The organism is Streptomyces sp. WMMC1477 (assembly GCF_027460245.1).
Taxonomy (GTDB): Bacteria; Actinomycetota; Actinomycetes; order Streptomycetales; family Streptomycetaceae; genus Streptomyces.
The window spans coordinates 3750590-3774169 of the sequence record NZ_JAPZBD010000003.1 but is presented as its reverse complement, the minus strand read 5'-3'; the positions used below and the strand labels follow the sequence as shown (position 1 = coordinate 3774169).

Sequence of the window (23580 nt, the reverse complement as noted above, 5' to 3'; positions counted from 1 at the left end):
GCGTCGGAGGGCTCAGCGGGTGGCGGCTCCGTCGCCGGGGGCCGGGACGCCGGGGGCCGGGGCGGCGCCGGCCTGGTCGAGCAGGCCGCGGACGGTCTCGTCCCAGCCGGTGAGCACGTGCCGCTCCCGGTAGGCGGCGAGCCGCCCCCAGGTCTCGCGGGAGAGCCGCAGCCAGGGGCTCTGCGGGTAGTAGCGGTCGATCAGCTCGTGCCACAGCTCGGCCGGGAGCCCGAAGGTGGCGTCCTTGGACCAGGAGACGCGGGCCGTCAGCAGCCTGCCGTCGGCGTCGGTGTAGAACACGGTGCCGCTGAAGAGGAAGTCCAGCGGCACCTCCCCGTCGCGGACGGCGGAGAGGTACTTGGTGACGGCGATCTCGCTGTCGTAGCCGCAGGGGAGGACGAGGTCGACGTGGGTGCCGTCGGTGAACCCGGGCACCTGGACCGTGAACTGGGTCCAGGTCAGCGGGTGGAGCGTGGTGCCCCAGCGCTCGGCGACGCCGAAGAGTTCGGCGAGCGCGCGCTGCTCGGCCGGGTCGTACCGGCGCCGGACGACGTCGATGCGGACGGCGACGGTGAGGCTGACGGAGCGGACGGGGACGCCGTCGCTGCCGACGTCCAGGCCGAAGCGCAGGGTGGGCACCGCGGCGAACCGCTCCTGGGCGACGCCGGTGACGGCGAAGCTCAGGTCGGGGATGTCGGGCGTGGCGGCCGTCGTCCGCTCCGGAGCCGTCATGCCGGGGACAGGTTGGGCATGTCGGGCTGGACGGGTTCGTGGTGCCGGGCGGAGATGCCGGTGGAGCGGCGGGCGGTGCTGCGCTCGTCGTCCCGGTGTCCCCTCTGGTGCTTGTAGCCGCCCGTCGCGTTGCCCCGCCGGATGCCGCCCACGTGGGCGGCGGCGTCCACGCTGACGTCCGGTCGGCCTACGGAGATACCCATGTCGCCTCCTGTGCTGTGCTGCTGGTGTCGGGGCCGCTGTGCTCCGGGAGTACCCGCAGTTCGTCGAAGAACGCGCCGACGTGGCGCCACACCTCGGCGCCGCCGCCCAGCCCCGTCCAGTGGGCGCGGACGAGGGCCGCGAGGCGGTAGCAGTCGTCCAGCGGCAGCAGCCAGTGCTCGGGCCGCTCTCCGGCGCGGTGGACGAGCAGCGCCTCGACGTCGTCCTCGAGGGTGGCGAGGTCGGGGTGGGCGCCCGTGACGCGCGCCCAGACGCCCGGGTCGGTCGGGGCCCGCAGCGTGCCGAGGGGGCTCGGGTAGCGGGCGGTGACGTCGCCGGAACTCCCGGCGCGGGTGAAGAAGGCCAGCTCGACGGGGACGCCGAGGGCGGCCCACAGGGCGTCGTCGATGGGGTGGCCGCTGAGGCGGAGCCGGCGCTGCGGCAGCAGCCGGTAGTGGGCGCCCCCGGCCTCCTGGTGGTCGAAGAGGAGCGAGCAGGGGCGGCAGGCGCAGGAGACCGCGTCCGAGAGCAGGTCGAGGAGGTGCCGGTGCTCGGGGTCGAGGGGTTCGGCGCACAGGTCGCAGCGCTCGGACGCCGGGCCCTGGCCGGGGGCGCGGGGGTCCCGGCCCGTCGCTCGGCGGGCCACCGTGCGCAGCTTCGAGGTGCCGGGGGCGGTCGCGCCGCTCATGCGTGGGACACCTCGTCGGCCGCCGCGCCGCGGGCGGGTTCCGGGCGGCGGAAGAGGGAGTCCACCGGGATCACGGCCGGTTCGGCGGCCGGGGCGGGTTCCGTCTCGACCTCGACGCGGACGAGGTCGGGGGCGGCGCCGGCCAGGGCGTCCCGGACGGTCTGCTCGGGCGGTTCGGCGGGGGCGGAGCAGCCGCGCGGGGTTCCGGTGAGGCGCACCCGCGCGCTCTCGTCGGTGAGCTCCGTCGTCTCCAGGCCGACGCCGTGCCCGGCGAGGTGCTCGCGGACGGCGTCGAGCGCGCGGCGGGCGCGCGCGGCGGGCGGGTCGGGGTGCAGGTCGTGGACGAGGAGGAGGTGGCCGACGAGTTCGTCGTCGGCCAGCTTCCGTGCGCTCGCCGCGTCCTGGCCGAGGTGGGCCAGGACGCGGGCGAGGGCCTCGCCGTAGAGGGCGACGAGGGTCTCCACCGTCTCGCGGGCGCCGGCGGCGGCCCGGTTGTCGGGGAGGGCGTCGAGGCCGGACAGCAGTTCCTCGGCGCGGCCGACGGTCTCCCGCGCCCGCGCGTCGTCCCAGGTCATCAGGGCTCCTAGAGGTGCTGGCCGAAGGTGGGCGAGTGCGTCTGGCTGAGGGTGCGTCCGCCGCCCAGGTACATGTGGACGCCACAGGGCAGGCAGGGGTCGAAGCTGCGCACGGTGCGCATGATGTCGATGCCCTTGAAGTTCTCGGGGCCGTTCTCCTCGAAGATGGGGCAGCCCTGGACGGCGTCCTCGTAGGGGCCCGGCGTCCCGTACATGTCCCGGGGGCTCGCGTTCCACGGGGTCGGCGGGTACGGGTGGTAGTTGGCGATCTTCTTGTCGCGGATCACCAGGTGGTGGGAGAGGACGCCGCGCACGGCCTCGTGGAAGCCGACGCCGATGGCCTCGTCGGGCACGGTGAAGTCCTCGAAGACCTTGGTGCGTCCGGCCCGTACCTCCGCGAGGGCCTGGTCGACGAAGTGCAGGGCCATGCCGGCTGCGTAGGCCACGAAGTACATCCGGGCCCGGTTGCGCTCGATGGTGTTGGGGAAGGGCGGCGGGGTCCAGCGGAGGTTGCTCTCGGGCATGCCGGGCGTCTTCGGCAGGTCGATCTCGACGCCGCCGCCGCGGGCCCGCACGTAGGGGGTGTCCACGCGGCCGGCCAGCGCGGTGGCCCACAGCCGGGCGATGGGGCCGCCGCCAGTGTCGAGGGAGAGCAGGTCGCCGGTGCGCCGGTCGAGCCAGCGGGGGCTCATGACCCAGCTGTACTTGCCGCCCTCGGTCAGCTCCCGCTTCTGCGGCGCGGGCAGCGTCGTCTGGTTCCACGGGTGGCGCTTGTCGACGGGGTTGCCCAGCGGGTCGCGCTCGACGTACGTCTCCTCGTTCGTCCAGTCCTCGTAGTAGGAGCTGCCGAGCATGATGCGCATGCCGAGGTTGATGTCGACGAGGTCGGTGGTGACGAGCTCGTTGTCGACGACGACGCCGGGGGTGACGAACATGGCGTTCCCCCAGGTGTTCATCGACTGGTAGCGGTAGTCGACGACGCCGGGGTCCTGGAAGGCGCCCCAGCAGCCGAGCAGGGTGCGGCGGCGGCCGACCTCCTCGTATCCGGGCAGGGCCTCGTAGAAGAAGTCGAAGACGTCGTCGTTCATGGCGACGGCGCGCTTGACGAAGTCCAGGCAGCGGGTGAGCCGGACGAGGTAGTCGGTGAAGAGCTGGGGGGTGGCCACCGTGCCGACGCCGCCGGGGTAGAGCGTGGAGGGGTGGACGTGCCGGCCCTCCATCAGGCAGCACATCTCGCGGGTGAGGCGGCTGAAGACGAGGGCCTCCTTGTAGGTGCTGCCCTCGAACGGGTTGAAGGAGCGCATGATGTCGGCGACGGTCCGGAACCCGTGGACGTCGCCGCGCGGCGAGGGGGTGCGCTCGGCCCGCTCCAGGACGCCGGGGTTGGTCTCCTTGACCATGCGTTCGCTGTAGTCGACGAAGACCAGGTTGTCCTGGAAGATCGTGTGGTCGAACATGTACTCGGCGGCCTCGCCGAGGTTGATGATCCAGTCGGCGAGCGGCGGCGGCTTCACGCCGTAGGCCATGTTCTGGGCGTAGACGGAGCACGTGGCGTGGTTGTCCCCGCAGATCCCGCAGATGCGGCTGGTGATGAAGTGCGAGTCCCGGGGGTCCTTGCCCTTCATGAAGACGCTGTAGCCGCGGAAGACGGAGGACGTGCTGCGGCACTCGACGACCTCCCGGGCGGAGAAGTCGATCTTCGTGTAGATGCCCAGGTTCCCCACGATCCGGGTGATGGGGTCGAACGCCACCTCGGTCAGGGTGCGCTGTTCGGTCGTCGGGCTGGCCTGCGTCGTCGTCACGGGATGCGGGTCCTTTCGCGCGGTGTCGGCGGGGTGTTCAGCGGCCCGTCCACCGCGGGGCGTAGCCGGAGGTCAGCTCGGCCCGGTTGTGGCGCCACTTGGGTTCGTGGTTCACGGTGCGGTTGGTGATGGAGCGCAGCGAGCGGACGAGCGGGCCGTAGGTGCTGCTGAGCAGGCCGGACGAGACGCTGCCGCCGGGGGGCTCGTCCATGAACGGCATGAACTTGTCCGGGAAGCCGGGCATGGTGCAGCCGATGCAGATGCCGCCGACGTTGGGGCAGCCGCCGACGCCGTCCATCCAGCCGCGCTTGGTGACGTTGCAGTTGACGACCGGGCCCCAGCACCCGACCTTCACCTGGCACTTGGGCGAGTTGTAGTCCCTGGCGAAGTCGCCCTGCTCGTAGTAGGCGGCCCGGTCGCAGCCCTCGTGGACGGTCTTGCCGAACAGCCAGGTGGGGCGAAGCTGTTCGTCCAGCGGGATCGTGGGGGCGCTGCCCGCGGCCTGGTAGAGCAGCCAGGTCAGCGTCTCCATGAAGTTGTCCGGCTGGACGGGGCAGCCGGGCACGTTGACCACGGGCAGCCCTGCGGCCGAACGGAAGTCCCAGCCGAGGTAGTCGGCCAGGCCCATGCACCCGGTCGGGTTGCCGGCCATGGCGTGGATGCCGCCGTAGGTGGCGCAGGTGCCGACGGCGACGACGGCGAAGGCCTTGGGCGCGAGCAGGTCGAGCCAGGTGTTGAGCGGGCGCGGCTCCCCGGTCGCCGGGTCGTTGCCCATCGACGTCCAGTAGCCCTCGCCGTTGATGTTCTCGTTGGGGATGGAGCCCTCGACGACGAGGACGAACGGGTGCTCCAGTTCGCCGCGGGCCGCCTCGTGGAAGACCCGCATGAAGTCGTCGCCCGTCTCGTAGGCGAGCACCTTGTTGTGCAGGTGCACCTTGGGCAGGCCGGGGATGGCGCCGAGGACGACGTCCTCCAGGCTGGGAAGGGAGGCGGCGGTGACGGAGACGGTGTCGCCGTCGCAGCTCAGCCCCTCGGACGTCCACAGGATGTGGACCTCCTCCACTCCGGTGGCGACCTCGGCGGCCGGTTCGGTGGTCGTCATGGCGCCTTCCTCTCGACCTGGGCCTGATGGCCTGGTGGCGGCCCGGCGCGGGCCGTTGCCCGGTCTGCGGGAGAGCCGGGCGCGGCACGGCCCGGCTCGGCCGGGGCGGCCACGCAAGCAGGCTGACATGATGTGCAATTCCTCACAAACCGGACACGCGTGACGCTGCGTGTCCGGCGGAGGTCCAGCGCGCGAGGTGTTCCGGCGTCCGCGCGGGGCGGGCCTTGCGCACGAAGTCCGAGCGCAGCGCGTGGTAGGGCGCACGGGGGTCGAGGAACGTCCGCCGCATGGCGGTCAGCTCATCGGCCCGATAGCGCCCGAGCGGCCGGAGCGCCTCGTCCCGCTCCCGCAGCGCCTTCTTCTCCGCCACCCGCGCCGAGAGCTGCGCCGACCGGGTGAGACGGCCGGCCAGCCGGGCCACCTCCCCCGCGAACTCCCCCGGCCCGGTCGGCAGCACCCGGTCCACCAGCCCGGCCGCCAGCGCCGTCCGCGCGCTCACCGGCAGGGCGGACTCGGTGAACCGGCGCGCCGCCTCGGCTCCCACCCGGCGCGGCAGCAGGTACGTCCACAGCTCCGAGCCGCTCAGCCCCATCAGCCGGTAGTGCGGGTTGAGCACCGCCCCGTCCCGGCACCACACCTCGTCCGCCGCCAGGGCCGCCATCACCCCGCCCGCGGCCGCGTTCCCGGGCAGCGCGGCGACCACCAGCCGGTCGGTCGTCGTCACGACCGCCTCCACCAGGTCGTCGATGGCCTGGATGTTCGCCCAGGACTCCGCCGCCGGATCGCCCGCGGCCTCGATCACGCCCAGATGGATGCCGTTGGAGAAGAAGTCCCGCTCGGGGCCGAGGACCAGCACGTCCGTCGGCCGGGAGCAGGCGAACCGGTAGGCCGCCAGCAGCCGCCGGCACTGGCCGGTGCTCATGGCCCCACCGGGGAAGCCGAAGCGCAGGAAACCGGCCGGGCCGTCCTCGGCGTAGCGGATGTCGCTCCACGTCCGTCCGCCGCCGCGCCCCTCGCTCCCCTCGCCCTCGGGGGCGGACCACAGGGGCGCGGGCACCTCGGGCACGTTCGCGGGCAGCCGCTCGCCGAGCGCCAGCGTCGCCGGCAGCCGCCAGGACGGCGGACGGCGCCGGGCCCGCAGCTCCGGGATCCACACGGCGCCGTCCACCGTCGCCCGGCACACCGCACCGTCCCGCGTCGCGACGAGCTCCCCCGGACGGCCGCGCAGCCCGTCCTCCGGGTGGCCGCCGTGCAGGTACCACGCGCCGCCGCAGAACGCGTCCAGCACGCCCGGCCGCGAGTCGGCGGCCCGCAGCCGCCGCAGGACCGCCTCCGTCGGGTCGCGCTCCCAGTCGATGCGACGGCCCTCCTGCCGCAGCACCGGGCGCCACCCGGTGCCGGGCCGGGCGGGCGTGCGCCGCGGCCCCTCCCCCGCGGCGAACCGCCCGACCGCCTCCAGCACGGCCCCGACCGCCGCGTCCGCCAGCTCGCCCCGGTACAGCTCGCTCTTGCCCACGCCCGGCGGCACCGGGAAGGCCGCGGACGCCCACACCGGCCCGGCGTCCAGCTCCGCCTCCGCCTGGAGCACCGTGACCCCCCACTCCCGCACGCCGTCCGTCAGCGCCCGGTCCAGCGACGAGGGGCCGCGGTCGCCCGGAGGACCGGGATGCACGATCAGGCACGGCACGGCCGACCACGCCTCGGGCGGCAGGACGCTCGTCAGCATCGGCGCGACGACCAGGTCGGGCCCGTGCCGCCGCACCGCCTCGGCGGGCCCGCCGCCGGGCTCCGTCACCGAGGCCAGCTCCACCGCGACGGCGTGGCCGCGGTCCACGAGCTCGGTGAAGACCCGTTGCGTCAGGCTGTTGAAGGCGCTGGCGAGAAGCAGGATGCGCATCGAAGCTCCCGGGTTGGGCGGTTCCGCGGAACCGGCGGGCCGCGCGGTTCCCGCCCGATGGTGGCCCAGCGCGCGACGGCCGCCCGGCGGACGCGCCCGGTACGGCCGCGCGGGGGGCGCTCGCGTGGGCTAGCCGGGCGAAAACGGAGCCCCCCGCCGCTCGCGTCCCCGGAGCGGTCGGCGAGCGGTCCCTAGCGTGACGTTCCATGCACGAACTCTCGATCGCGACGGCCGTCGTCGAGAGCGCCGACGAGGCGGCCCGGCGGCACGGGGCGACGGCGGTCGAGTCGGTGCGTCTGCGCGTGGGCGAGTTGGCCGGCGTGGTGCCCGACGCCCTCCGCTTCTCCTTCGAACTGGCCGCCGAGGGCACGGCCCTGGCGGGCGCGCGGCTGCTGATCGAGGACGTCCCGGCCCGGGCCCGCTGCGCGCGCTGCCCGGACGCGTTCGCCGTGGGCTCCCCGCCGCGGCTGGAGTGCCCGGACTGCGGCGGCCCGGCGGCCGAGCTGCTGACCGGACGGGAGCTGGAGATCGCCGCCGTCACCCTGCCGGAACCGGCCGCCGCGGCCACGGGCGGCACCCCACCACCACCCCGAGGAGGCCTCCCCTGATGTGCCGGACAGTAGACCTGCGCCACGCGGTGCTGGCGAAGAACGACGACCTGGCGGCGGAGCTGCGCGCCGAGCTGGCCGCCCGCGACGTCACCGCGGTGAACCTCATGTCCAGCCCGGGCAGCGGCAAGACGGCCCTGTTGGAGCGGGTGCTGACCAGGGCCGGTGAGCGGCACGTCCACGCCGCCGCGCTGACCGCCGACCTGGCCACCGAGAACGACGCCCGGCGGCTGGCCCGCTCCGGGGCGCCCGTCAGGCAGGTGCTCACCGGCGGCCTGTGCCATCTGGAGGCCGAGCAGGTGCGCGGGCACCTCACCGGCTGGCTGCCCCGCGACACCCGGGTGCTGTTCGTCGAGAACGTCGGCAACCTGGTCTGCCCCGCCGGCTACGACCTCGGGGAGTCCCTGCGGGTCGTCCTCATGTCCGTCACCGAGGGCGAGGACAAGCCCGTCAAGTATCCGACGGCGTTCGGGCTCGCCCAGCTCGTCGTCCTCACCAAGACCGACCTCGCACAGGCCGTCGAGTTCGACGAGGACGCCTTCGCGGCCCACGTCCAGCAGATCAACCCCGGCGTGGAGGTCCTGCGCACCTCGGCCCGCACCGGGCAGGGCGTCGAGGAGCTGCTCGACCGGGCGCTGGCCACCTGCGCCGGAGTGCGGCCCCACCAGCCCGTCCTGGCCCGGCGGCACGCCCGCGGACACGGCCACGAGCACGGGCCCGAGCACGCCCACGAGCCCGTTCCTGAGCACAGCCACGAACCGGGGCCCCAGCACGCCCACGCACACGCCGCCGCGGACGAGCCGGGGCACGCGCACTCCGACGGGCCCGTGCCCGCCGAGGCCGCGTTCCAGACCGTCTCCGAGGGCTCCTGAGCGCCGGGAGGCCGCCGTATGACCGAGGGCATCACCACAGCACCCGGCCGGGCACCGGCCGACCCCCCGGGACCGGCTCCGGAGCCGGTCCCGGACTCGGCGCCTGCCGCGGCCCCGGAGCCGCTGCCGGCTCCCGGGGACCGTCCCGGGCAGGAACCGCCGCTGCGGCGGCGCGTCACCGTCCGCGGTGTGGTGCAGGGCGTGGGCTTCCGTCCGTTCGTGTACCGGCTGGCCACGGAGCTCGCCCTGTCCGGCCACGTCGGCAACACCTCCGGCGGCGTCACCGCCGAGGTGGAGGGCACGCCGGAGGCCGTCGAGGAGTTCTGCCGGCTGCTGCGGAGGCAGGCTCCGCCGCTCGCGCAGGTCACCGACGTCACCCACGAGCCGCTGGCCGCGCTCGGCGGGTGCGGGTTCGCCATCCGCCCGTCCGAGCCGGGCGAGGGCCGCACCCGCATCCCGCCGGACACCGCCACCTGCGAGGACTGCCTGCGCGAGCTCGCCGACCCGGACGACCGCCGCCACCGGCACCCGTTCATCGCCTGCACGCACTGCGGCCCCCGCTACACCATCGCCACCGCGCTGCCCTACGACCGGGCGACGACGACGATGGCCTCCTTCCCGCTGTGCCCGGCCTGCCAGGCCGAGTACGACGACCCCCTGGACCGCCGCTTCCACACCCAGCCCGTCGCCTGCCGGGTGTGCGGCCCGCGGCTGCGGTTCGTGCCGGCCGCCGGGACCGCCGCCCGGCCGGCCGAGGGCGGACGGGCCCTCGTCCTCGCGCGGCGGCTGCTGGCCGCGGGGGCGATCGTCGCCGTCAAGGGGCTGGGCGGCTACCACCTGGCCTGCGACGCGGCCGACGAGGCCGCCGTCGCCCGGCTGCGGGAGCGCAAGGCGCGCGGCGGCAAGCCCTTCGCCGTCATGTGCGCCGACGTCGAGACGGCCGCCGCGCTGGCGCCGCTGCGCCCCGCCGAGCGGGCGGTGCTGACCGGGCCTCAGCGCCCCGTGGTGCTGCTGCGCCGCGGGTCCGGCGCGGCCCCGGGGCTCGCCGACGGGGTGTGCGGCGGCAGCCCCGACATCGGCGCGCTGCTGCCCTACACCCCGCTGCACCACCTGCTGTTCGGGCTGCCCGACGACCCGCCGGGGCCCCGCGTCCTCGTCATGACCAGCGGCAACCGCTCCGGTGAGCCCATCGTCACCGACGACACCGAGGCGCTGGAGCGGCTGGCCGGGATCGCCGACGCCTGGCTCTCCCACGACCGCCGCATCGACGTGCCCTGCGACGACTCCGTCGTGCGGGTCCGGTCCGACGGCTCCGAGCTCGTCCTGCGCCGTTCGCGCGGCCACGCCCCCACGCCGCTGGCCCTGCCCGTGCCGGTGCGCCCGGCCCTGGCCGTCGGCGGGGACCTGAAGAACACCCTGTGTCTCGGCCGGGAGGCCGAGGCCTGGTTCTCCCCGCACCTGGGCGAGCTGGGCGACCTCGGGGCGACGGCCGCCTTCGAGCGGGTCGAACGGCGGCTGCGGGACCTGACCGGCGTCGAGCCCGAGCTGCTCGCCGCCGACCCGCACCCGCGCTATCACTCCTCGCGCTGGGCGCGCGGCCGTGCCGGGACGCGCGCCCTGCGGTTCGTCCAGCACCACCACGCGCACATCGCCTCCGCCATGGCCGAGCACGGCCTCGACGGCACCGCGCCCGTGCTCGGCGTCGCCTTCGACGGCACGGGCTACGGCGCGGACGGCGCCGTCTGGGGCGGCGAGGTGATGCTCGCCGACTACGGCGGCTACCGCCGGCTGGCCCACCTGGCCTACGCCCCGCTGCCGGGCGGGGACGCCGCCGTGGCCAACCCCTGCCGCACCGCGCTGGCCCGCCTGCGCGCGGCGGGCGTCCGCTGGGACCCGGACCTGCCCTGCGTCACGGCCTGCTCGGGGGACGAGCTGCGGCTGCTGGCCCGCCAGCTGGAGCGCGGCGTCGCGCTCGCCCCGACGTCGAGCATGGGCCGGCTGTTCGACGCGGTGTCCTCCCTGACCGGCGTCTGCCACCGCTCGGGCTACGAGGCGCAGGCCGCCATCGAGCTGGAGGCCGCCGCAGCCCGGGCCTGGGACGGCGGCGCGGGGCCGGGGCCGCACGGCACGGCGCCCGCGTACGCCTTCGCCCTGCGCGGCCCGGCGGCCCACGAGCCCGCCGGCGCCACGGTGTTCGACCCGGCCCCGGTGCTGGCGGACCTCGTCGCGGACCTGCGGCGCGGCACCCCCGCCGAGGTCATGGCGGCCCGCTTCCACCGGGCGCTGGCGGACGCGGTGGTCACCGTCTGCCGCCGGGCGCGGCACGAGACGGGCGTGCGGACGGTGGCCCTCACGGGCGGGGTCTTCGCCAACGCGCTGCTGGACGAGGCCTGCCACCGGGGCCTGACGGAGAGCGGCTTCACGGTGCTGCGGCACCACGGCGTACCGCCCGGGGACGGCGGGCTGGCGCTGGGCCAGCTCGTGGCCGCCGCCCGGGAACGGCCGGGACACCCGGCGGCGACGACAGGATGAGGAGGGCGCGATGTGTCTGGCGGTGCCAGGACGGGTCGTGGAGACCGGTGACCGGGACGGGACGCGCATGGCGCGGGTCGACTTCGGCGGTGTGACGAAGGACGTGTGTCTGGCCTACGTGCCGGACGCCCGGGTGGGCGAGTACGTGATCGTCCACGTGGGCTTCGCGCTCCAGCGGCTGGACGAGGAGTCGGCGCGGGCCTCGCTGCGGCTCTTCGAGGAGCTGGGGCTGCTGGAGGAGGAGTTCGGCGACGCCTGGGGACGGGCGGCGGCCGAGGCGGGCACGGAACGACCCGATCAGGAGGCGACGCGGTGAAGTACATCGAGGAGTTCCACGATCCGGCGCTGGCGCGCAGGCTGCTGGACGACATCGCGGCCACGGTGACCCGGCCCTGGGCGCTGATGGAGGTCTGCGGCGGCCAGACCCACTCGATCGTCCGCCACGGTCTCGACCAGCTCCTCCCCGACTCCCTGGAGCTGATCCACGGGCCGGGCTGCCCGGTGTGCGTGACGCCGCTGGAGACCATCGACCGGGCGCTGGAGATCGCGTCCCGCCCGGGGGTCGTCTTCTGCTCGTTCGGCGACATGCTGCGGGTGCCCGGAACCGACCGCGACCTGTTCCGGGTCCGGAGCGAGGGCGGCGACGTCCGCGTCGTCTACTCCCCGCTGGACGCGCTCGACGTCGCCCGCCGCAACCCGGACCGGGAGGTCGTCTTCTTCGGCATCGGCTTCGAGACGACGGCCCCGGCCAACGCCATGACCGTGCACGAGGCCCGGCGGCTGGGCGTGCGCAACTTCAGCATGCTCGTCTCCCACGTGCGGGTGCCCCCGGCCATCGAGGCCATCATGCGGGCCCCGCGCTGCCGGGTGCAGGCGTTCCTCGCCGCCGGGCACGTGTGCAGCGTCATGGGCACCGAGGAGTACCCCGCGCTGGCCGAGCGGCACCGGGTGCCCCTCGTCGTCACCGGCTTCGAGCCGCTGGACATCCTGGAGGGCGTGCGGCGCGCCGTGCGCCAGCTGGAGCGCGGCGAGCACCGGGTGGAGAACGCCTACCCGAGGGCCGTGCGCGACGCGGGGAACGCGGCCGCGCTGGCCCGCATCGAGGAGGTCTTCGAGGTCACCGACCGCACCTGGCGGGGCATCGGGACCATCCCGGACAGCGGCTGGCGGCTCACCGGGGCCTACCGCGACTTCGACGCCGAGCACCGCTTCGACGTGACCGGCCTGCGCACGACCGAGCCGGCCGCCTGCCGCAGCGGCGAGGTGCTGCAGGGGCTGATCAAGCCGCACGAGTGCGAGGCCTTCGGCACGCGGTGCACGCCCCGCACCCCGCTGGGCGCCACGATGGTCTCCAGTGAGGGCGCGTGCGCCGCGTACTACCTCTACCGCCGCCTGTCCCCCGCCCCCTCACCGGATCCCGCTCCCGCTCCCGCTCCCGCGAAGGAGGCGACTCCCCTTGGCTGAGACGACCACCGCGACGGAGACGGCGGCCGGGGTGGTGGACCCGGCCGCGTGGTCCTGCCCGGCGCCCCTGCGCGACCACCCGCGGGTGGTCATGGGGCACGGCGGCGGCGGGGCGCTGTCCGCGGAGCTGATGCGCCACCTCTTCGTCCCGGCCTACGGCAACGAGACGCTGGAAGGGCTCCCGGACGCCGCTACCCTCTCCCTGGGCGGGGCCAGGCTGGCCTTCTCCACCGACTCCTACGTCGTCCGCCCGCTGTTCTTCCCCGGCGGCTCCATCGGCGACCTCGCCGTCAACGGCACCGTCAACGACCTGGCCATGAGCGGGGCGCGGGCGGCGTACCTGTCCTGCGGGTTCATCCTGGAGGAGGGCACCGAGCTGTCCGTCGTGGGGCGGATCGCCCAGGCGCTGGGGGCCGCTGCCGAGGCCGCCGGGGTCACCGTGGCCACCGGGGACACGAAGGTGGTCGAGGCCGGGCACGGCGACGGCGTGTACCTCAACACCGCCGGGATCGGGCTCGTCCCCGAGGGCGTCGACATCCGGCCGCAGCGCGCACGGCCCGGCGACGCGGTCCTCGTCAGCGGGCCGATCGGGCTGCACGGGGTGACGATCCTGAGCGTGCGCGAGGGGCTGGAGTTCGGCGGCCCGGAGCTGGTCAGCGACACGGCGCCGCTGGGCGGCCTGGTAGCGGCGATGCTGGAGGCCTGCCGGGACGTGCACGTCCTGCGCGACCCGACCCGCGGCGGGGTCGCGGCCACGCTCAACGAGATCGCCACCGCCTCCGGCACCGGGATCGTCCTGAGCGAGCAGGCCGTCCCCGTCCCCGAGGCCGTGGCCAACGCCTGCGGCTTCCTCGGGCTCGACCCGCTCTACGTGGCCAACGAGGGCCGGCTCGTCGCCGTCGTCCCCCGGGCGGAGGCCGACGCGGTGCTGGCCGCGATGCGCGCCCACCCGCAGGGGGCCGGTGCGGCGCTGATCGGGGAATGCGTGGCCGAGCACCCGGGCATGGTCGTCGCCCGGACGGCGTTCGGCGGCACCCGCGTGGTCGATCTGCCCCTCGGCGAGCAGCTGCCCCGCATCTGCTGAGACCGTCCGCCGGGGCCGGGCATAGCCGCCCGGTCCCGGGGCACTCGGATGGCGTTGTCGGACAGTGCGCCCCGGAAGGCAGGGGCGGCGAAGAAAGGACGTGGACGACGTGCGGGTCGCTTTTCTCGTGGCGCCGGAGGGCGTGGAGCAGGTCGAGCTGACCGAACCGTGGAAGGCGGTGCGGGACGCGGGCGGCACGCCGCACCTGCTGTCCACCGGGAGCGGCAGCATCCAGGCCTTCGACCACCTCGACAAGGCGGACACCTTCCCCGTCGACCAGGAGGTCGGCCGGGCGGACGTGGAGGACTACGACGGCCTGGTGCTCCCCGGCGGCGTCGCCAACCCGGACCTCCTGCGGACGGATGCGCGGGCCGTCGCGTTCGTGCGCGAGTTCTTCGAGACGGGCAAGCCCGTCGCCGTGATCTGCCACGGCCCGTGGACCCTGGTCGAGGCGGACGTCGTGCGCGACCGCCGGATCACCTCGTGGCCCAGCGTCCGCACGGACCTGCGCAACGCCGGGGCCCGCTGGGAGGACGCGTCGGTGGTCCGCTGCGAGGACGGCCCGAACGTGCTGGTCAGCAGCCGCAAGCCGGCCGACCTCAAGGACTTCTGCGCGGCCTTCGTCCCCGAGTTCCAGAAGGTCTCCGCCTAGGAGAAGGTCCCCGTCCGGGAAAGGGCTCCGCACAGGAGCCGCCACGACCGCCCCGCCGGGCCGAGCGCTCGGCGGGGCGGTCGTGCTCGGACGCGCCTCCTCCCGTCCGCACCCCACCCGTCCGCACCGGTCCGCACCCGTGCGGCCCGGTGTCGCGCCGTGCCGACACGTGCCCGAACCGCTCGCAGCGGGTGTGAGCCGGGGTGTCCACAGCACGCACGTGAGGCGCAACTCCCCTAGTAATACGGGCACTTGTCATGCGGTCATGCAAATGGCTACGCTCATCCCCGTTCGAGCCGCTCCCCGCCGTGAACGCGCACCGTGGGCTGGCTTCGCGGGGCCTGCCGACGGCGCGAGGGCACAGCGTTGAGCACGCACGTCCCCGAAACCGCGTACGTCCCCGCCCGCTTCCGCGACGGGGTCGGCTTCCGCACGTGAGCGTCGTACCGCGTCCCGGCCGACGGGACGGTTTCCCGTGACGTCGGTCAACCCGAACTCCCGTCGGCACTCCCCGGCCCCTCCGGCTCCACCTCGCCCGTCGACGCCGGCCCCACGGGCCCCGTGACAGGCGGCCGCGGCCGGTCCCGGGCCACGGAGAGCCGGCCGGGGGCTGCACCGTCCGCGTGTCCCGGCGCCGCCCCGGCCGGGTGCGGCGTCCCCCCCGTCCATCGTGAAAGGACCGACATGCGGCAGCGCTTCGAGATCGGACAGCACGGCGGCGGGGACGGTGCTCTCGTCACCGCCGCGGAGAACCGGCCCCTGGACGCCGTGGAACGCGACTGGCTGCTGGAGCAGCTCGCGGCCTCGGGCTATCTGGTGCTCCGCGGCTTCGATCCCTCGATCGAGCAGTTCTCCTCCCTGGTGCGGTCGGTGTGCACCCGCACCACCCTCGACCCGGCACGGGAGTTCAGCGAAGGGAGAACCGTCCAGAAGGTCGACCTCGGCACGGACGCGGTGGGGCTGCACGTCGAGCACGGCACCAACCCGCTGACGCCGGACCTCACCTGGTTTCTGTGCGAGCGCGCGGCCCGCGTCGGCTCCCAGACCACGGTCTGCGACGGCTACCGGGTCTGGGAACACCTCTCGGAGGAGACCCGGCGGCTGTTTCTGGCCCAGGACGTCGTCTACGCCCGGAACATCGGTGAGGAGACCTGGCGGCCCCTGACCGCCAGTCTGCTGGCCGGGGCCAAGCCGGACGACGAGATCACCGTCGACGACCTCGTCGGGCTCGCCGCGCTCTTCGGCGAGGACCAGCTCGCGGTCCGCGCCAACGACGACGGGTCGATCCACTACGTCTACCGGGTGGCGGCGGCGCATCCGACGCTCTTCGGCGAGCGGCTCGCCTTCGCCAACAGCATCCTCGGGCCCTCCTACCACTACGAGAAGCCCCGCATCGCCTTCGCGGACGGCGAGGAGATCCCGAAGGAGGTCATCGAGGAGATCGAGCGGGTGACGGCCGAGCTCACGGAGGACCTCGACTGGCAGGACGGCGACGTCGCGATCGTCGACAACACCCGGGTCATGCACGGGCGCCGGGCCATCGAGGACGCCGACCGCCGCAACATCTACGTCGCCCTCGGCTACGTGGACGACCGGCGTTGAACGGTTCCACCCGGGTGTGGTGACGACGGCCTCCCGCCCGCCGCGAGCGACGCGGCCGGCGGGCCCCGGCCCTCGCCCGTCCGGTGCCCCCACCACCGAAAGGAGCCCGACGTGTCCTCGCCCGTGACCTCCCTTGACGCGCTGCGCGACGCGGCGGCGTCCCCGCTGTCGCGGCGTCCTCTCAAGGACGGCTGGTCCTACGTCTCCTGGCACGACACCGCCCGCTTCTCCGAGCGCTTCCAGGACACCGTCTACTCCCTGCTCGTGGAGATCTCCACCAAGGCGTTCGGCGCCGACATGACCCCGTACTGGCGCGACCGCAGGAAGGGGCGCTTCTTCGAGAAGGTCTCCAGGTTCTGCCTGCTCGTGGACCCGCTCGGCGCCGTCTGCGGCTGGACCGGGTACCACCGGCGCATCTTCGGCAACGCCCACTGCCTCTACCTGGACTCCAGCGGCGTGCTGCCCGAGTCGCAGGGCGGGGGCCTCATGGGGCACGTCCACGCGCGGATGATCGGCCGGGAGTGCCTCGCCTACGCCCCGCGCCCGGTCTACCTGGTGGCCCGGACCGAGAGCCCCGTCGTGTACCGCCTCCTGCGGAACGGCTGCGGCCCCGGCAACATCTGGCCCGCCCCCGGCACCCCCGTCGACCCCCGGGTCTCGCTGATCGCCACCGATGTCGCGGAATGGCTGGGCCAGGGCGACAAGTTCGACCGCGCCAGCCTGCGCGTCCTCGGGGCCTACGACAACCTCGACGCCCTCTACGGCGACCTGCCCAGCTGCGGCGACCGCGCCGTCGACGCCTTCTTCCGCGAGACGCTGCGCCCGGTCGACGCCTACATCGTGGTCGCCCGCGCCGGCCTGCCCCGGCTCGTCCGGCAGTGGGGCGCGCGGGAGCTCGGCGCGATGCGGGCGGCCCGGTCCCGGCGGCCGTCGTGGCGCGTCTCGGCCCCGGCGGGGCGGTGACGGGCCCATGACCGCCCCGCACACCCCGGACGAGACCGGAGCCGCCCAGCGCGCCCGGCACGTCCTGGCCCCCCTGGAGGGCGGGCCGCTGGACGAGGCGGAGAGCCTCTACCTGGACCTGCACCGCCACCCCGAGCTCTCCCACCAGGAGGAGCGCACCGCCGCCGTGGCCGCCGAGCGGCTGGAGAAGGCCGGGTTCGACGTCGTCACCGGGATCGGCGGCCACGGCGTGGCGGGCGTCCTGCGCAACGGGGACGGGCCCGCCGTGATGCTGCGCGCGGACATGGACGCCCTGCCGGTGCGGGAGAGCACGGGGCTGCCGTACGCGAGCACCCGGCGCGCCGTCGACGACGAGGGCAGGGAGGTGCCCGTGGCCCACGCGTGCGGCCACGACGCCCACACCAGCGCCCTGCTCACGGCCGCCGCCCTGCTGTCCCGGGGCCGCACGGCCTGGCGCGGCACGCTCCTCGCCGTCGCCCAGCCGGCCGAGGAGACCGGCGACGGGGCGCGGGCCATGCTGGGGGACGGGCTCTACCGCCGCCTCCTCAAGCCCGACGTGGCGCTCGCCCAGCACGTCGTGCCGCTGCCGGCGGGCGTCGTCGGCCACCGTTCGGGGCCCATGATGGCCGCCTCCGCGGCGCTGCGGGTGACCGTCTTCGGCCGCGGCGGGCACGCCTCCGCGCCGCAGGCGGCGATCGATCCCGTCGTCATCGCAGCCCACGTGGTCACCCGGCTCCAGACCATCGTCGCCCGCGAGACGGACCCGGCCGACTGCGCCGTGGTGAGCGTCGGAAGCCTGCACGCCGGCACGAAGGCCAACGTCATCCCGGAGACGGCGGAGCTGGGCGTCAGCATCCGCTGTTACGACGACGCCCTCCACGAGCGGCTGCTCGGCGCCGTCCGGCGCGTCGTGGACGCGGAGGCCGCCGCCTCCGGAGCCCCCCGCCCGCCCGAGGTCGAGGTGCTCGACCACGTCCCCGTCAACGCCAACTCCCCGGCCGCCACGGACGCGGTCCGCGCCGCCCACCAGGCCTACTTCGGGGAGGGCCGGGTCATCGAGATGCCGATGCTCGCGGCCAGCGAGGACTTCCCCCACTTCGGCGCCGCGGGCGCGGGCGTGCACTACGAGGGCGCGCCGGTCCCCACCGTGTACTGGGTCGTCGGCGCGACGCCGGCCGAGGCGTGGGAGTCGGCTCCCGGCGCCACACCGCAGGAGAAGGCCGCCCGCCTCCCCACCAACCACTCCCCGCAGTTCGCGCCCGACCCCCGGCCCACGCTCCGCACGGCGTCCGAAGCCATGGTGACGGCCGCGCTCTCCGCTCTGGCCAGCCCAGCAAGGTGAAGGAACCAGGTTGTCGACGAAACCCAGTCAGAAAATCGGATACCGGGAAGCCACGGCTCTCGGAGTCGGCGGCATCGTCGGCGCCGGCATCTTCGTTCTCAGCGGCACCGCCAGCGGACTCGCCGGGCCCGCGGTGGTCCTGGCCTTCGGGATCGCCTTCGGGGCCTCCCTCATCCTCAGCCTGTGCTACGCCGAACTCAGCTCCATGCACGACGACTCGGGCGGGCCGTACGCCTACGCCAAGCGCCACCTGCCGCCGTCCGTGGCGACCGTCGTGGGCTGGTCCAACTGGGGCGCCTGGATGTGCGCGAGCTCCTACGTCGGCATCGGCGTCGGCAGCTATCTCCACCTGCTCGTCCCCGCCCTGAGCCAACCCGTCGCCTCCGCGCTGGTGATCGCCGTCTTCACCGGCCTCAACCTGCTCGGCATCCGCTTCTCCGGCACCGTGCAGTTCGTCGCGCTCATCCTCACCGTGATCGTCCTGCTGAGCTTCATCGCCGTGGGCGCCGCGCACGTGGACACCGCCAACTACACGCCGTTCATGCCCCACGGGATGAGCGGCGTCATGCAGGCGGCACTCATCGGCTTCCTCGCCCTGACCGGCTGGGACGCGATCGTGGTATCGGCCGAGGAGATCGAGCGCCCGCGCCGGACCATCCCGCTGTCCGTCCTGACGAGCCTCGGGATCTCGTTCATCCTCTACGCCGGGCTCCTGCTGATCGAGAACGGGATCATCCCGTGGGACGAGCTCGGCGCCTCGCAGACGCCCGTGGTGGACGTCAGCCGCGCCTTCTTCGGCTCCCAGGGCCCGTTCATCGTGAACTGCATCGTCCTGATCGCCCTGCTGGCCGCCGTCAACGCGAACCTGATCGTCATCTCGCGCGCCTCGATGGTGCTGGCCCGGGACCGGCTGGCTCCCGTCCTGCTCAACCGGACCGTCTCCAGCAAGCAGGTCCCGGTCATCGCCATCGTGTGCGCCGGGCTCGCCCAGACGCTGATGTCGGTCGCGGGCAACCTGCGGTTCGCGGTCTCCGCCACCGGGTTCCTCTACACGCTCACCTTCATCACGTCGATCCTGGCCCTCTTCCGGGCGCGGCGGCGCGGGGTCCTCGCCTCGTTCAAGGTCCCCTTCTACCCGCTGACCCCGGCCCTGGCGCTGCTGCTGTGCCTCGTCTTCATCACCTCGGCCGGCGTCGCGGGCGTCGTCACCGGCGTCGGCTGGATCGCCGTCGCCCTGTGCTACACGCGGTGGCGCGGGCGCCGCGAACTCGACGAGCAGATGCGCCTGCTGGGGTCCGAGCCCGGCCCCGGTCCGGCCGCGCCCACCGACGTCCTGAGCCGCTCGGCGGGGGACGAGAAGAGCGTCTGACGCCGGGAGCGAACCGCGCGGGAACGCACGAGAACGCCGCCGCGGGCCCGGGTGAGCACCCGGGCCCGCGGCGGCGTCGTGTATCGGTGCGGGACGGCGTCAGACCGCCGAGCCGGCCACCCACTCGGACCAGGACATGTTCCAGCCGTTCAGACCGTTGTCCGGCTTGATCTCCTTGTCCGGGGAATTCACGACGGTCACGACGTCACCGATCAGCGAGTTCTCGAAGAACCAGTAGCCGTCGGTCGTCGGGTCCTCGGCGCCCTGCACGTCCTGGAGACCGACGCAGCCGTGGCTGGTGTTGCCCTCGCCGAAGGGCGCGCCCCAGTAGTTGCCGTGGATGAAGGTGCCCGAGGTCGACAGGCGCATCGCGTGCGGCACGTCGGGGATGTCGTACTCCCCCTCGCCGTCGTCGTCGGTGAAGCCGACCGTCGCGCCGTTCATCCGGGTCTCCCGGAACTTCTCGGAGATCACCATCTGACCGTTGTAGGTCGGGGTCTCCTCGGAGCCCGCGGAGATCGGGACCGTCTTGATCTCCTTGCCGTCCCGGACCACGGTCATCGTGTGGGCCTCGACGTCCACCGTGCTGACCTGGGAACGCCCGACGGTGAAGCTGAAGCTCTTGTCCTGGACACCCGTGACGCCGTTGGACGCCTCCACGCCGTCCAGCGCGAGCTTGACGTCCACCTGCGTGCCGGGCTTCCAGTACTCGCGGGGCCGGAAGTCGAGCCGCTTGTCACCGAACCAGTGGCCGACGATCTCCTGGCCGCTCGTCGAGGAGACCTCGATCGCGGACTGCACCTCGGCCTTGTTCTCGATCGCCTTGTCGAAGTTGAACGAGACGGGCATGCCCACGCCGACCGTGTCCCCGTTCTCCGGGGTGAAGTAGCCGATGAAGCTGCTGTTCGGGGAGACGGTGGTGAACGTCGAGTTCTCCGTCGTCTCCGCGCCCTTGCCGTCCTCCGCCACGGCCTCGACGCGGTACTCGGTCGCCCGCTCCAGTTGGCCGGTGGGCTGCCAGGTGGTGCCGTCCGCGGAGATCTCACCCTCGACGCCGCTGCCGTCGGCCACCGCGGTCATGGTGACCTCGGTGAGCTTGCCGCCCTTGACGGTGACCCGCGCGTCGTTGTTGATCCCGGCGTTCTGCGAGCCGTTCTCCGGGGTGATGGATATGTGCGCGGCGGAATCCGGCTTCTCCCCGTTCTTCGAGGCCGCGTCCGTGCGCTCGCTCTTGCCGGGGCCCTCCTGCCCGCCGTCGTCCTCGCTGCACGCGCTGAGCACGAGGACGCCACTGAGCAGGGCAGCCGTCACGGCTATGCCCTTGCGGCGCTTGCCGACCGTCTTCACACGCTTCTCCATCGCTTCCAGGCCCTGGACTCCCCGACCACGGGACGGATCGCCACCCCACATGTCGGGTATGTGCCCTCACATTCGTACTTGGGAGACGCGAGGGAGTCTGTGGCGCGTTCCACCCCGACAGAAACTGTGGCCCAGAACACCCGCTCCGGTCCAGCCCGCACCGCGCGCCAGGGCGTCCGCCGGCCACATCCCGTGTGCCAGGCCGGATCCGGTGGCCGGACCTACGCGGAGGGCGCGCGGGATGCCGCGGCCTCTTCCGAGCCCTCCTCCGAGTCCTCGGCCGGTTCGGGGGTGTCGAACAGCCAGAGGTCGGGGTCGTCGACATCGTCGACGCGCTCGCTGCTCCAGGACGCCTGCGCGAGCTCGACGCCGGGGACGGCGCTGACGAGGTCGATCGGGTCCACGAGGTACGCCAGGGCCTCGGCCGTGTCCTCCGCGACGGCGGCCACGGCGTGCCGGCGCTCCTCGTCCGGCATGAACTCGTCGGCCTCGACGTGCTGGGCCGCCGCGGCCGAGAGGGCCTCGGGATCGGCCACCTCCAGCACGACCTCGACCTGGAGCCGGACATAGCGGGGGATGTCGTGTTCGCTCATGTTCGGAGAGTAGGCGGCCCCCCTGGCCGGACTTCCCCGCGACCCGCCGCCATGGCTAACATCAACTTCCGCACGTCCGCACGGGTGTTCCGCCCGTACTCCCCCCACGCACGCAGCACTTGCACGACCGAAGGAGGCCCCCGTGGCCGCAACCCGCCGCACGCTGGTGACCTCGGCCGTGGCGGGCGGCCTGCTCTGCGCCGTGTGGTTCATCCCCTCGGCGAACGCCTCGGGCAGCCACCCCGCAGACGCCCGGCCCGCGGGCCCGGCACAGACCGCCTCCGCCGGGACGAGCACGGCGACGGCCGGCGAGGAGGGCTCGGGCCCCCGCCTGGCCGAGACGGGGACCGTCGACACCACGCCCTACGTCGTCGGAGGCGTCGCCTTCCTCGCGGCGGGCGCGGGCCTGGTGGCCCACGCGGCGCGCCGCTCCCCCGTCGGCGTCTGAGCGCGCCGGCCCCGCGTCCGGCTGCCTGCCCCGCGGCGCCTCATCCGGCCCCGCGTCCGGTACCTCGTCCGGCCCGCGTCCGGCTCCGGCGGCGGCTCAGGCCAGCGGACCGGTGACCGTCTCGGCCGCCCGGACCAGCCCGCCGTCGCGGACGAACGCCTCCGCCGCCGCGATGTCCGGGGACAGGAAGCGGTCCGGCCCGGCGCCGCCGACCCCGGCACCGCGGGCCGCCTCCAGCACCGCACGGCTCGCGGGTGCGGGCGACCCGCCCTCGGCCGCCCGCAGCTCCAGCGCCCGGGCGGCGGCGTAGAGCTCGATCGCGACGACGCGGTTCAGGTTGTCCACGGCGATGCGCAGCTTCCGCGCAGCCGACCAGCCCATCGAGACGTGGTCCTCCTGCATCGCGGAGGAGGGGATGGAGTCCGTCGAGGCCGGGACGGCGAGCCGCTTCAGCTCGCTGACCAGCGCCGCCTGCGTGTACTGCGCGATCATGAGCCCGGAGTCGACGCCCGGGTCGTCGGCCAGGAAGGCGGGCAGGCCGTGGGAGCGGTTCTTGTCCAGCAGCCGGTCGGTGCGGCGCTCGGCGATGGAGGCCAGGTCGGCGCAGGCGATGGCCAGGAAGTCGAGCACGTACGCGACGGGCGCCCCGTGGAAGTTGCCGTTGGACTCCACCCGGCCGTCGGACAGGACGACGGGGTTGTCGACGGCGGCCGCCAGCTCGCGGTCGGCCACCAGGCGGGCGTGGGCGAGGGTGTCGCGGCCCGCGCCGGCGACCTGCGGGGCGCAGCGCACCGAGTAGGCGTCCTGCACGCGGGGGGCGTCGTCCTGGTGGTGGCCGGTGAGCTTGGAGCCGTCGAGCACCTTGAGCATGTTGGCGGCGCTGGCCGCCTGCCCCGGGTGCGGGCGGATGGCGTGCAGCTCGGGGGCGAGGACCCTGTCCGTACCGAGGAGGGCTTCGAGGCTGAGGGCGGCGGTGATGTCGGCGCTGGTGAACAGCCGGGCGAGGTCGGCGGCGGCCATGACGAGCATGCCCAGCATGCCGTCGGTGCCGTTGAGGAGGGCCAGCCCCTCCTTCTCGCGCAGCTCGACGGGGGCGATGCCGTGCTCGGCCAGCAGCTCGCCGGCCGGGCGGACGGTGCCGTCGGGGCCTTCGGCGTCGCCCTCGCCGAGGAGGGTGAGGGCGCAGTGCGAGAGGGGGGCGAGGTCGCCGGAGCAGCCCAGCGAGCCGTACTCGTGGACGACGGGCGTGATGCCCGCGTTGAGCACGTCGGCCATGGTCCGGACGACCTCGGGGCGGACGCCGGTGTGGCCGGAGGCGATGGTCTTCAGACGCAGGAACATCAGGGCGCGGACGACCTCGCGCTCGACCCGGGGCCCGGTGCCCGCGGCGTGCGAGCGGACGATGTTGCGCTGGAGCTGGGCGCGCAGGTCGGGGCTGATGTGCCGGACGGCGAGGGCGCCGAAGCCGGTGGAGACGCCGTAGACCGGGTCGGGCTTGGCGGCGAGGTCGTCGATGAAGCGGCGGGCCCCGGCGACCTTGGCCAGCGCGTCCCGGCCCAGCTCGACGCGGGCCTCGCCGCGGGCCACGGCCAGGACGTCGGCCGCGGTGACCCCCGCGGAGTCCACCACCACACTGCTCTGCATATCCATATTCACGCACCCTAAGCACTGAATGCGTCCGTGTCACCCCCTGGC

22 protein-coding genes are annotated in these 23580 nt (G+C 74.3%); 12 read left to right on the top strand and 10 right to left on the bottom strand.

From position 1 onward, the window contains the following. Positions 1–12 precede the first annotated feature (12 nt). The 7 genes from O7609_RS16955 to O7609_RS16925 form a co-directional block, all read right to left on the bottom strand. Positions 13–732, bottom strand: a complete 720-nt coding sequence (locus O7609_RS16955) for a DUF6084 family protein (protein ID WP_269743833.1) — start codon at positions 730–732, stop codon at positions 13–15. Then, positions 729–935 carry a hypothetical protein gene (locus O7609_RS16950; RefSeq protein ID WP_269736135.1) on the bottom strand — a complete coding sequence of 69 codons (207 nt, stop codon included), beginning with the start codon at positions 933–935 and terminating at the stop codon, positions 729–731. The genes O7609_RS16955 and O7609_RS16950 overlap by 4 nt, the downstream gene beginning before the upstream one ends. Next, positions 920–1621, bottom strand: coding sequence for a DUF5947 family protein (locus O7609_RS16945; protein WP_269736136.1), 702 nt, complete (start codon positions 1619–1621; stop codon positions 920–922). The genes O7609_RS16950 and O7609_RS16945 overlap by 16 nt, the downstream gene beginning before the upstream one ends. Next, entirely contained in the window at positions 1618–2196 is a 579-nt protein-coding gene (locus O7609_RS16940; protein ID WP_269736137.1) for a NifU family protein, read from the bottom strand. The genes O7609_RS16945 and O7609_RS16940 overlap by 4 nt, the downstream gene beginning before the upstream one ends. 8 nt (positions 2197–2204) lie before the next feature. Beyond that, complete coding sequence (locus O7609_RS16935; RefSeq protein ID WP_269736138.1) at positions 2205–3998, bottom strand: nickel-dependent hydrogenase large subunit; 1794 nt, start codon at positions 3996–3998, stop codon at positions 2205–2207. A gap of 37 nt (positions 3999–4035) precedes the next feature. Then, positions 4036–5100, bottom strand: a complete 1065-nt coding sequence (locus O7609_RS16930; protein WP_269736139.1) for a hydrogenase expression protein HypE — start codon at positions 5098–5100, stop codon at positions 4036–4038. Between the two features lie 142 nt (positions 5101–5242). Next, complete coding sequence (locus O7609_RS16925; RefSeq protein WP_269736140.1) at positions 5243–6997, bottom strand: hydrogenase maturation protein; 1755 nt, start codon at positions 6995–6997, stop codon at positions 5243–5245. A gap of 206 nt (positions 6998–7203) precedes the next feature. On the opposite strand from O7609_RS16925, the gene hypA reads away from it, so the two are divergent. The 11 genes from hypA to O7609_RS16870 all read left to right on the top strand — a co-directional run bounded on the left by hypA (position 7204) and on the right by O7609_RS16870 (position 19485). Then, positions 7204–7605, top strand: a complete 402-nt coding sequence (gene hypA / locus O7609_RS16920) for a hydrogenase maturation nickel metallochaperone HypA (protein ID WP_269736141.1) — start codon at positions 7204–7206, stop codon at positions 7603–7605. Then, complete coding sequence (gene hypB, locus O7609_RS16915) at positions 7605–8477, top strand: hydrogenase nickel incorporation protein HypB (RefSeq protein ID WP_269743832.1); 873 nt, start codon at positions 7605–7607, stop codon at positions 8475–8477. Before hypA ends, hypB begins: the two co-directional genes overlap by 1 nt. Positions 8478–8495: 18 nt before the next feature. Then, the gene (gene hypF / locus O7609_RS16910) at positions 8496–11009 is read left to right on the top strand and encodes a carbamoyltransferase HypF (protein ID WP_269743831.1); all 2514 of its coding nucleotides are present in this window, start codon (positions 8496–8498) and stop codon (positions 11007–11009) included. 10 nt (positions 11010–11019) lie between these two features. Next, a complete protein-coding gene (locus O7609_RS16905; protein ID WP_219090145.1) occupies positions 11020–11325 on the top strand; it encodes a HypC/HybG/HupF family hydrogenase formation chaperone in 306 nt (101 codons plus the stop codon). After that, complete coding sequence (hypD, locus tag O7609_RS16900; RefSeq protein WP_269736144.1) at positions 11322–12473, top strand: hydrogenase formation protein HypD; 1152 nt, start codon at positions 11322–11324, stop codon at positions 12471–12473. The genes O7609_RS16905 and hypD overlap by 4 nt, the downstream gene beginning before the upstream one ends. Continuing rightward, positions 12466–13557, top strand: coding sequence for a hydrogenase expression/formation protein HypE (gene hypE / locus O7609_RS16895; protein WP_269736145.1), 1092 nt, complete (start codon positions 12466–12468; stop codon positions 13555–13557). The genes hypD and hypE overlap by 8 nt, the downstream gene beginning before the upstream one ends. Before the next feature lie 109 nt (positions 13558–13666). Then, on the top strand, positions 13667–14209 hold the full coding sequence (locus tag O7609_RS16890; protein WP_269736146.1) for a type 1 glutamine amidotransferase domain-containing protein: 543 nt from the start codon (positions 13667–13669) through the stop codon (positions 14207–14209). A gap of 684 nt (positions 14210–14893) precedes the next feature. Continuing rightward, complete coding sequence (locus tag O7609_RS16885; RefSeq protein WP_269736147.1) at positions 14894–15811, top strand: TauD/TfdA family dioxygenase; 918 nt, start codon at positions 14894–14896, stop codon at positions 15809–15811. A gap of 111 nt (positions 15812–15922) precedes the next feature. Beyond that, complete coding sequence (locus tag O7609_RS16880) at positions 15923–16774, top strand: hypothetical protein (protein ID WP_269736148.1); 852 nt, start codon at positions 15923–15925, stop codon at positions 16772–16774. Positions 16775–16781: 7 nt separating this feature from the next. Then, positions 16782–18116: an amidohydrolase gene (locus O7609_RS16875; protein ID WP_269736149.1), complete on the top strand. Its 1335-nt coding sequence runs from the start codon at positions 16782–16784 to the stop codon at positions 18114–18116. A 10-nt stretch (positions 18117–18126) separates the two neighbouring features. After that, positions 18127–19485, top strand: coding sequence for an APC family permease (locus O7609_RS16870; RefSeq protein WP_269743830.1), 1359 nt, complete (start codon positions 18127–18129; stop codon positions 19483–19485). Between the two features lie 99 nt (positions 19486–19584). Here O7609_RS16870 and O7609_RS16865 read toward each other — a convergent pair whose 3' ends face one another. Continuing rightward, positions 19585–20844 (bottom strand): L,D-transpeptidase, encoded by a 1260-nt coding sequence (locus tag O7609_RS16865; RefSeq protein ID WP_269736151.1) that lies wholly within the window; start codon positions 20842–20844, stop codon positions 19585–19587. 221 nt (positions 20845–21065) lie between these two features. After that, positions 21066–21437: a hypothetical protein gene (locus O7609_RS16860; protein ID WP_269743829.1), complete on the bottom strand. Its 372-nt coding sequence runs from the start codon at positions 21435–21437 to the stop codon at positions 21066–21068. Positions 21438–21579: 142 nt separating this feature from the next. Here O7609_RS16860 and O7609_RS16855 point away from each other — a divergent pair, with 142 nt between their 5' ends. Beyond that, complete coding sequence (locus tag O7609_RS16855; protein ID WP_269736153.1) at positions 21580–21885, top strand: hypothetical protein; 306 nt, start codon at positions 21580–21582, stop codon at positions 21883–21885. A 96-nt stretch (positions 21886–21981) separates the two neighbouring features. On the opposite strand, the gene hutH is transcribed toward O7609_RS16855, so the two are convergent. Further along, on the bottom strand, positions 21982–23535 hold the full coding sequence (gene hutH / locus O7609_RS16850; protein ID WP_269743828.1) for a histidine ammonia-lyase: 1554 nt from the start codon (positions 23533–23535) through the stop codon (positions 21982–21984). Positions 23536–23580: the final 45 nt, after the last annotated feature.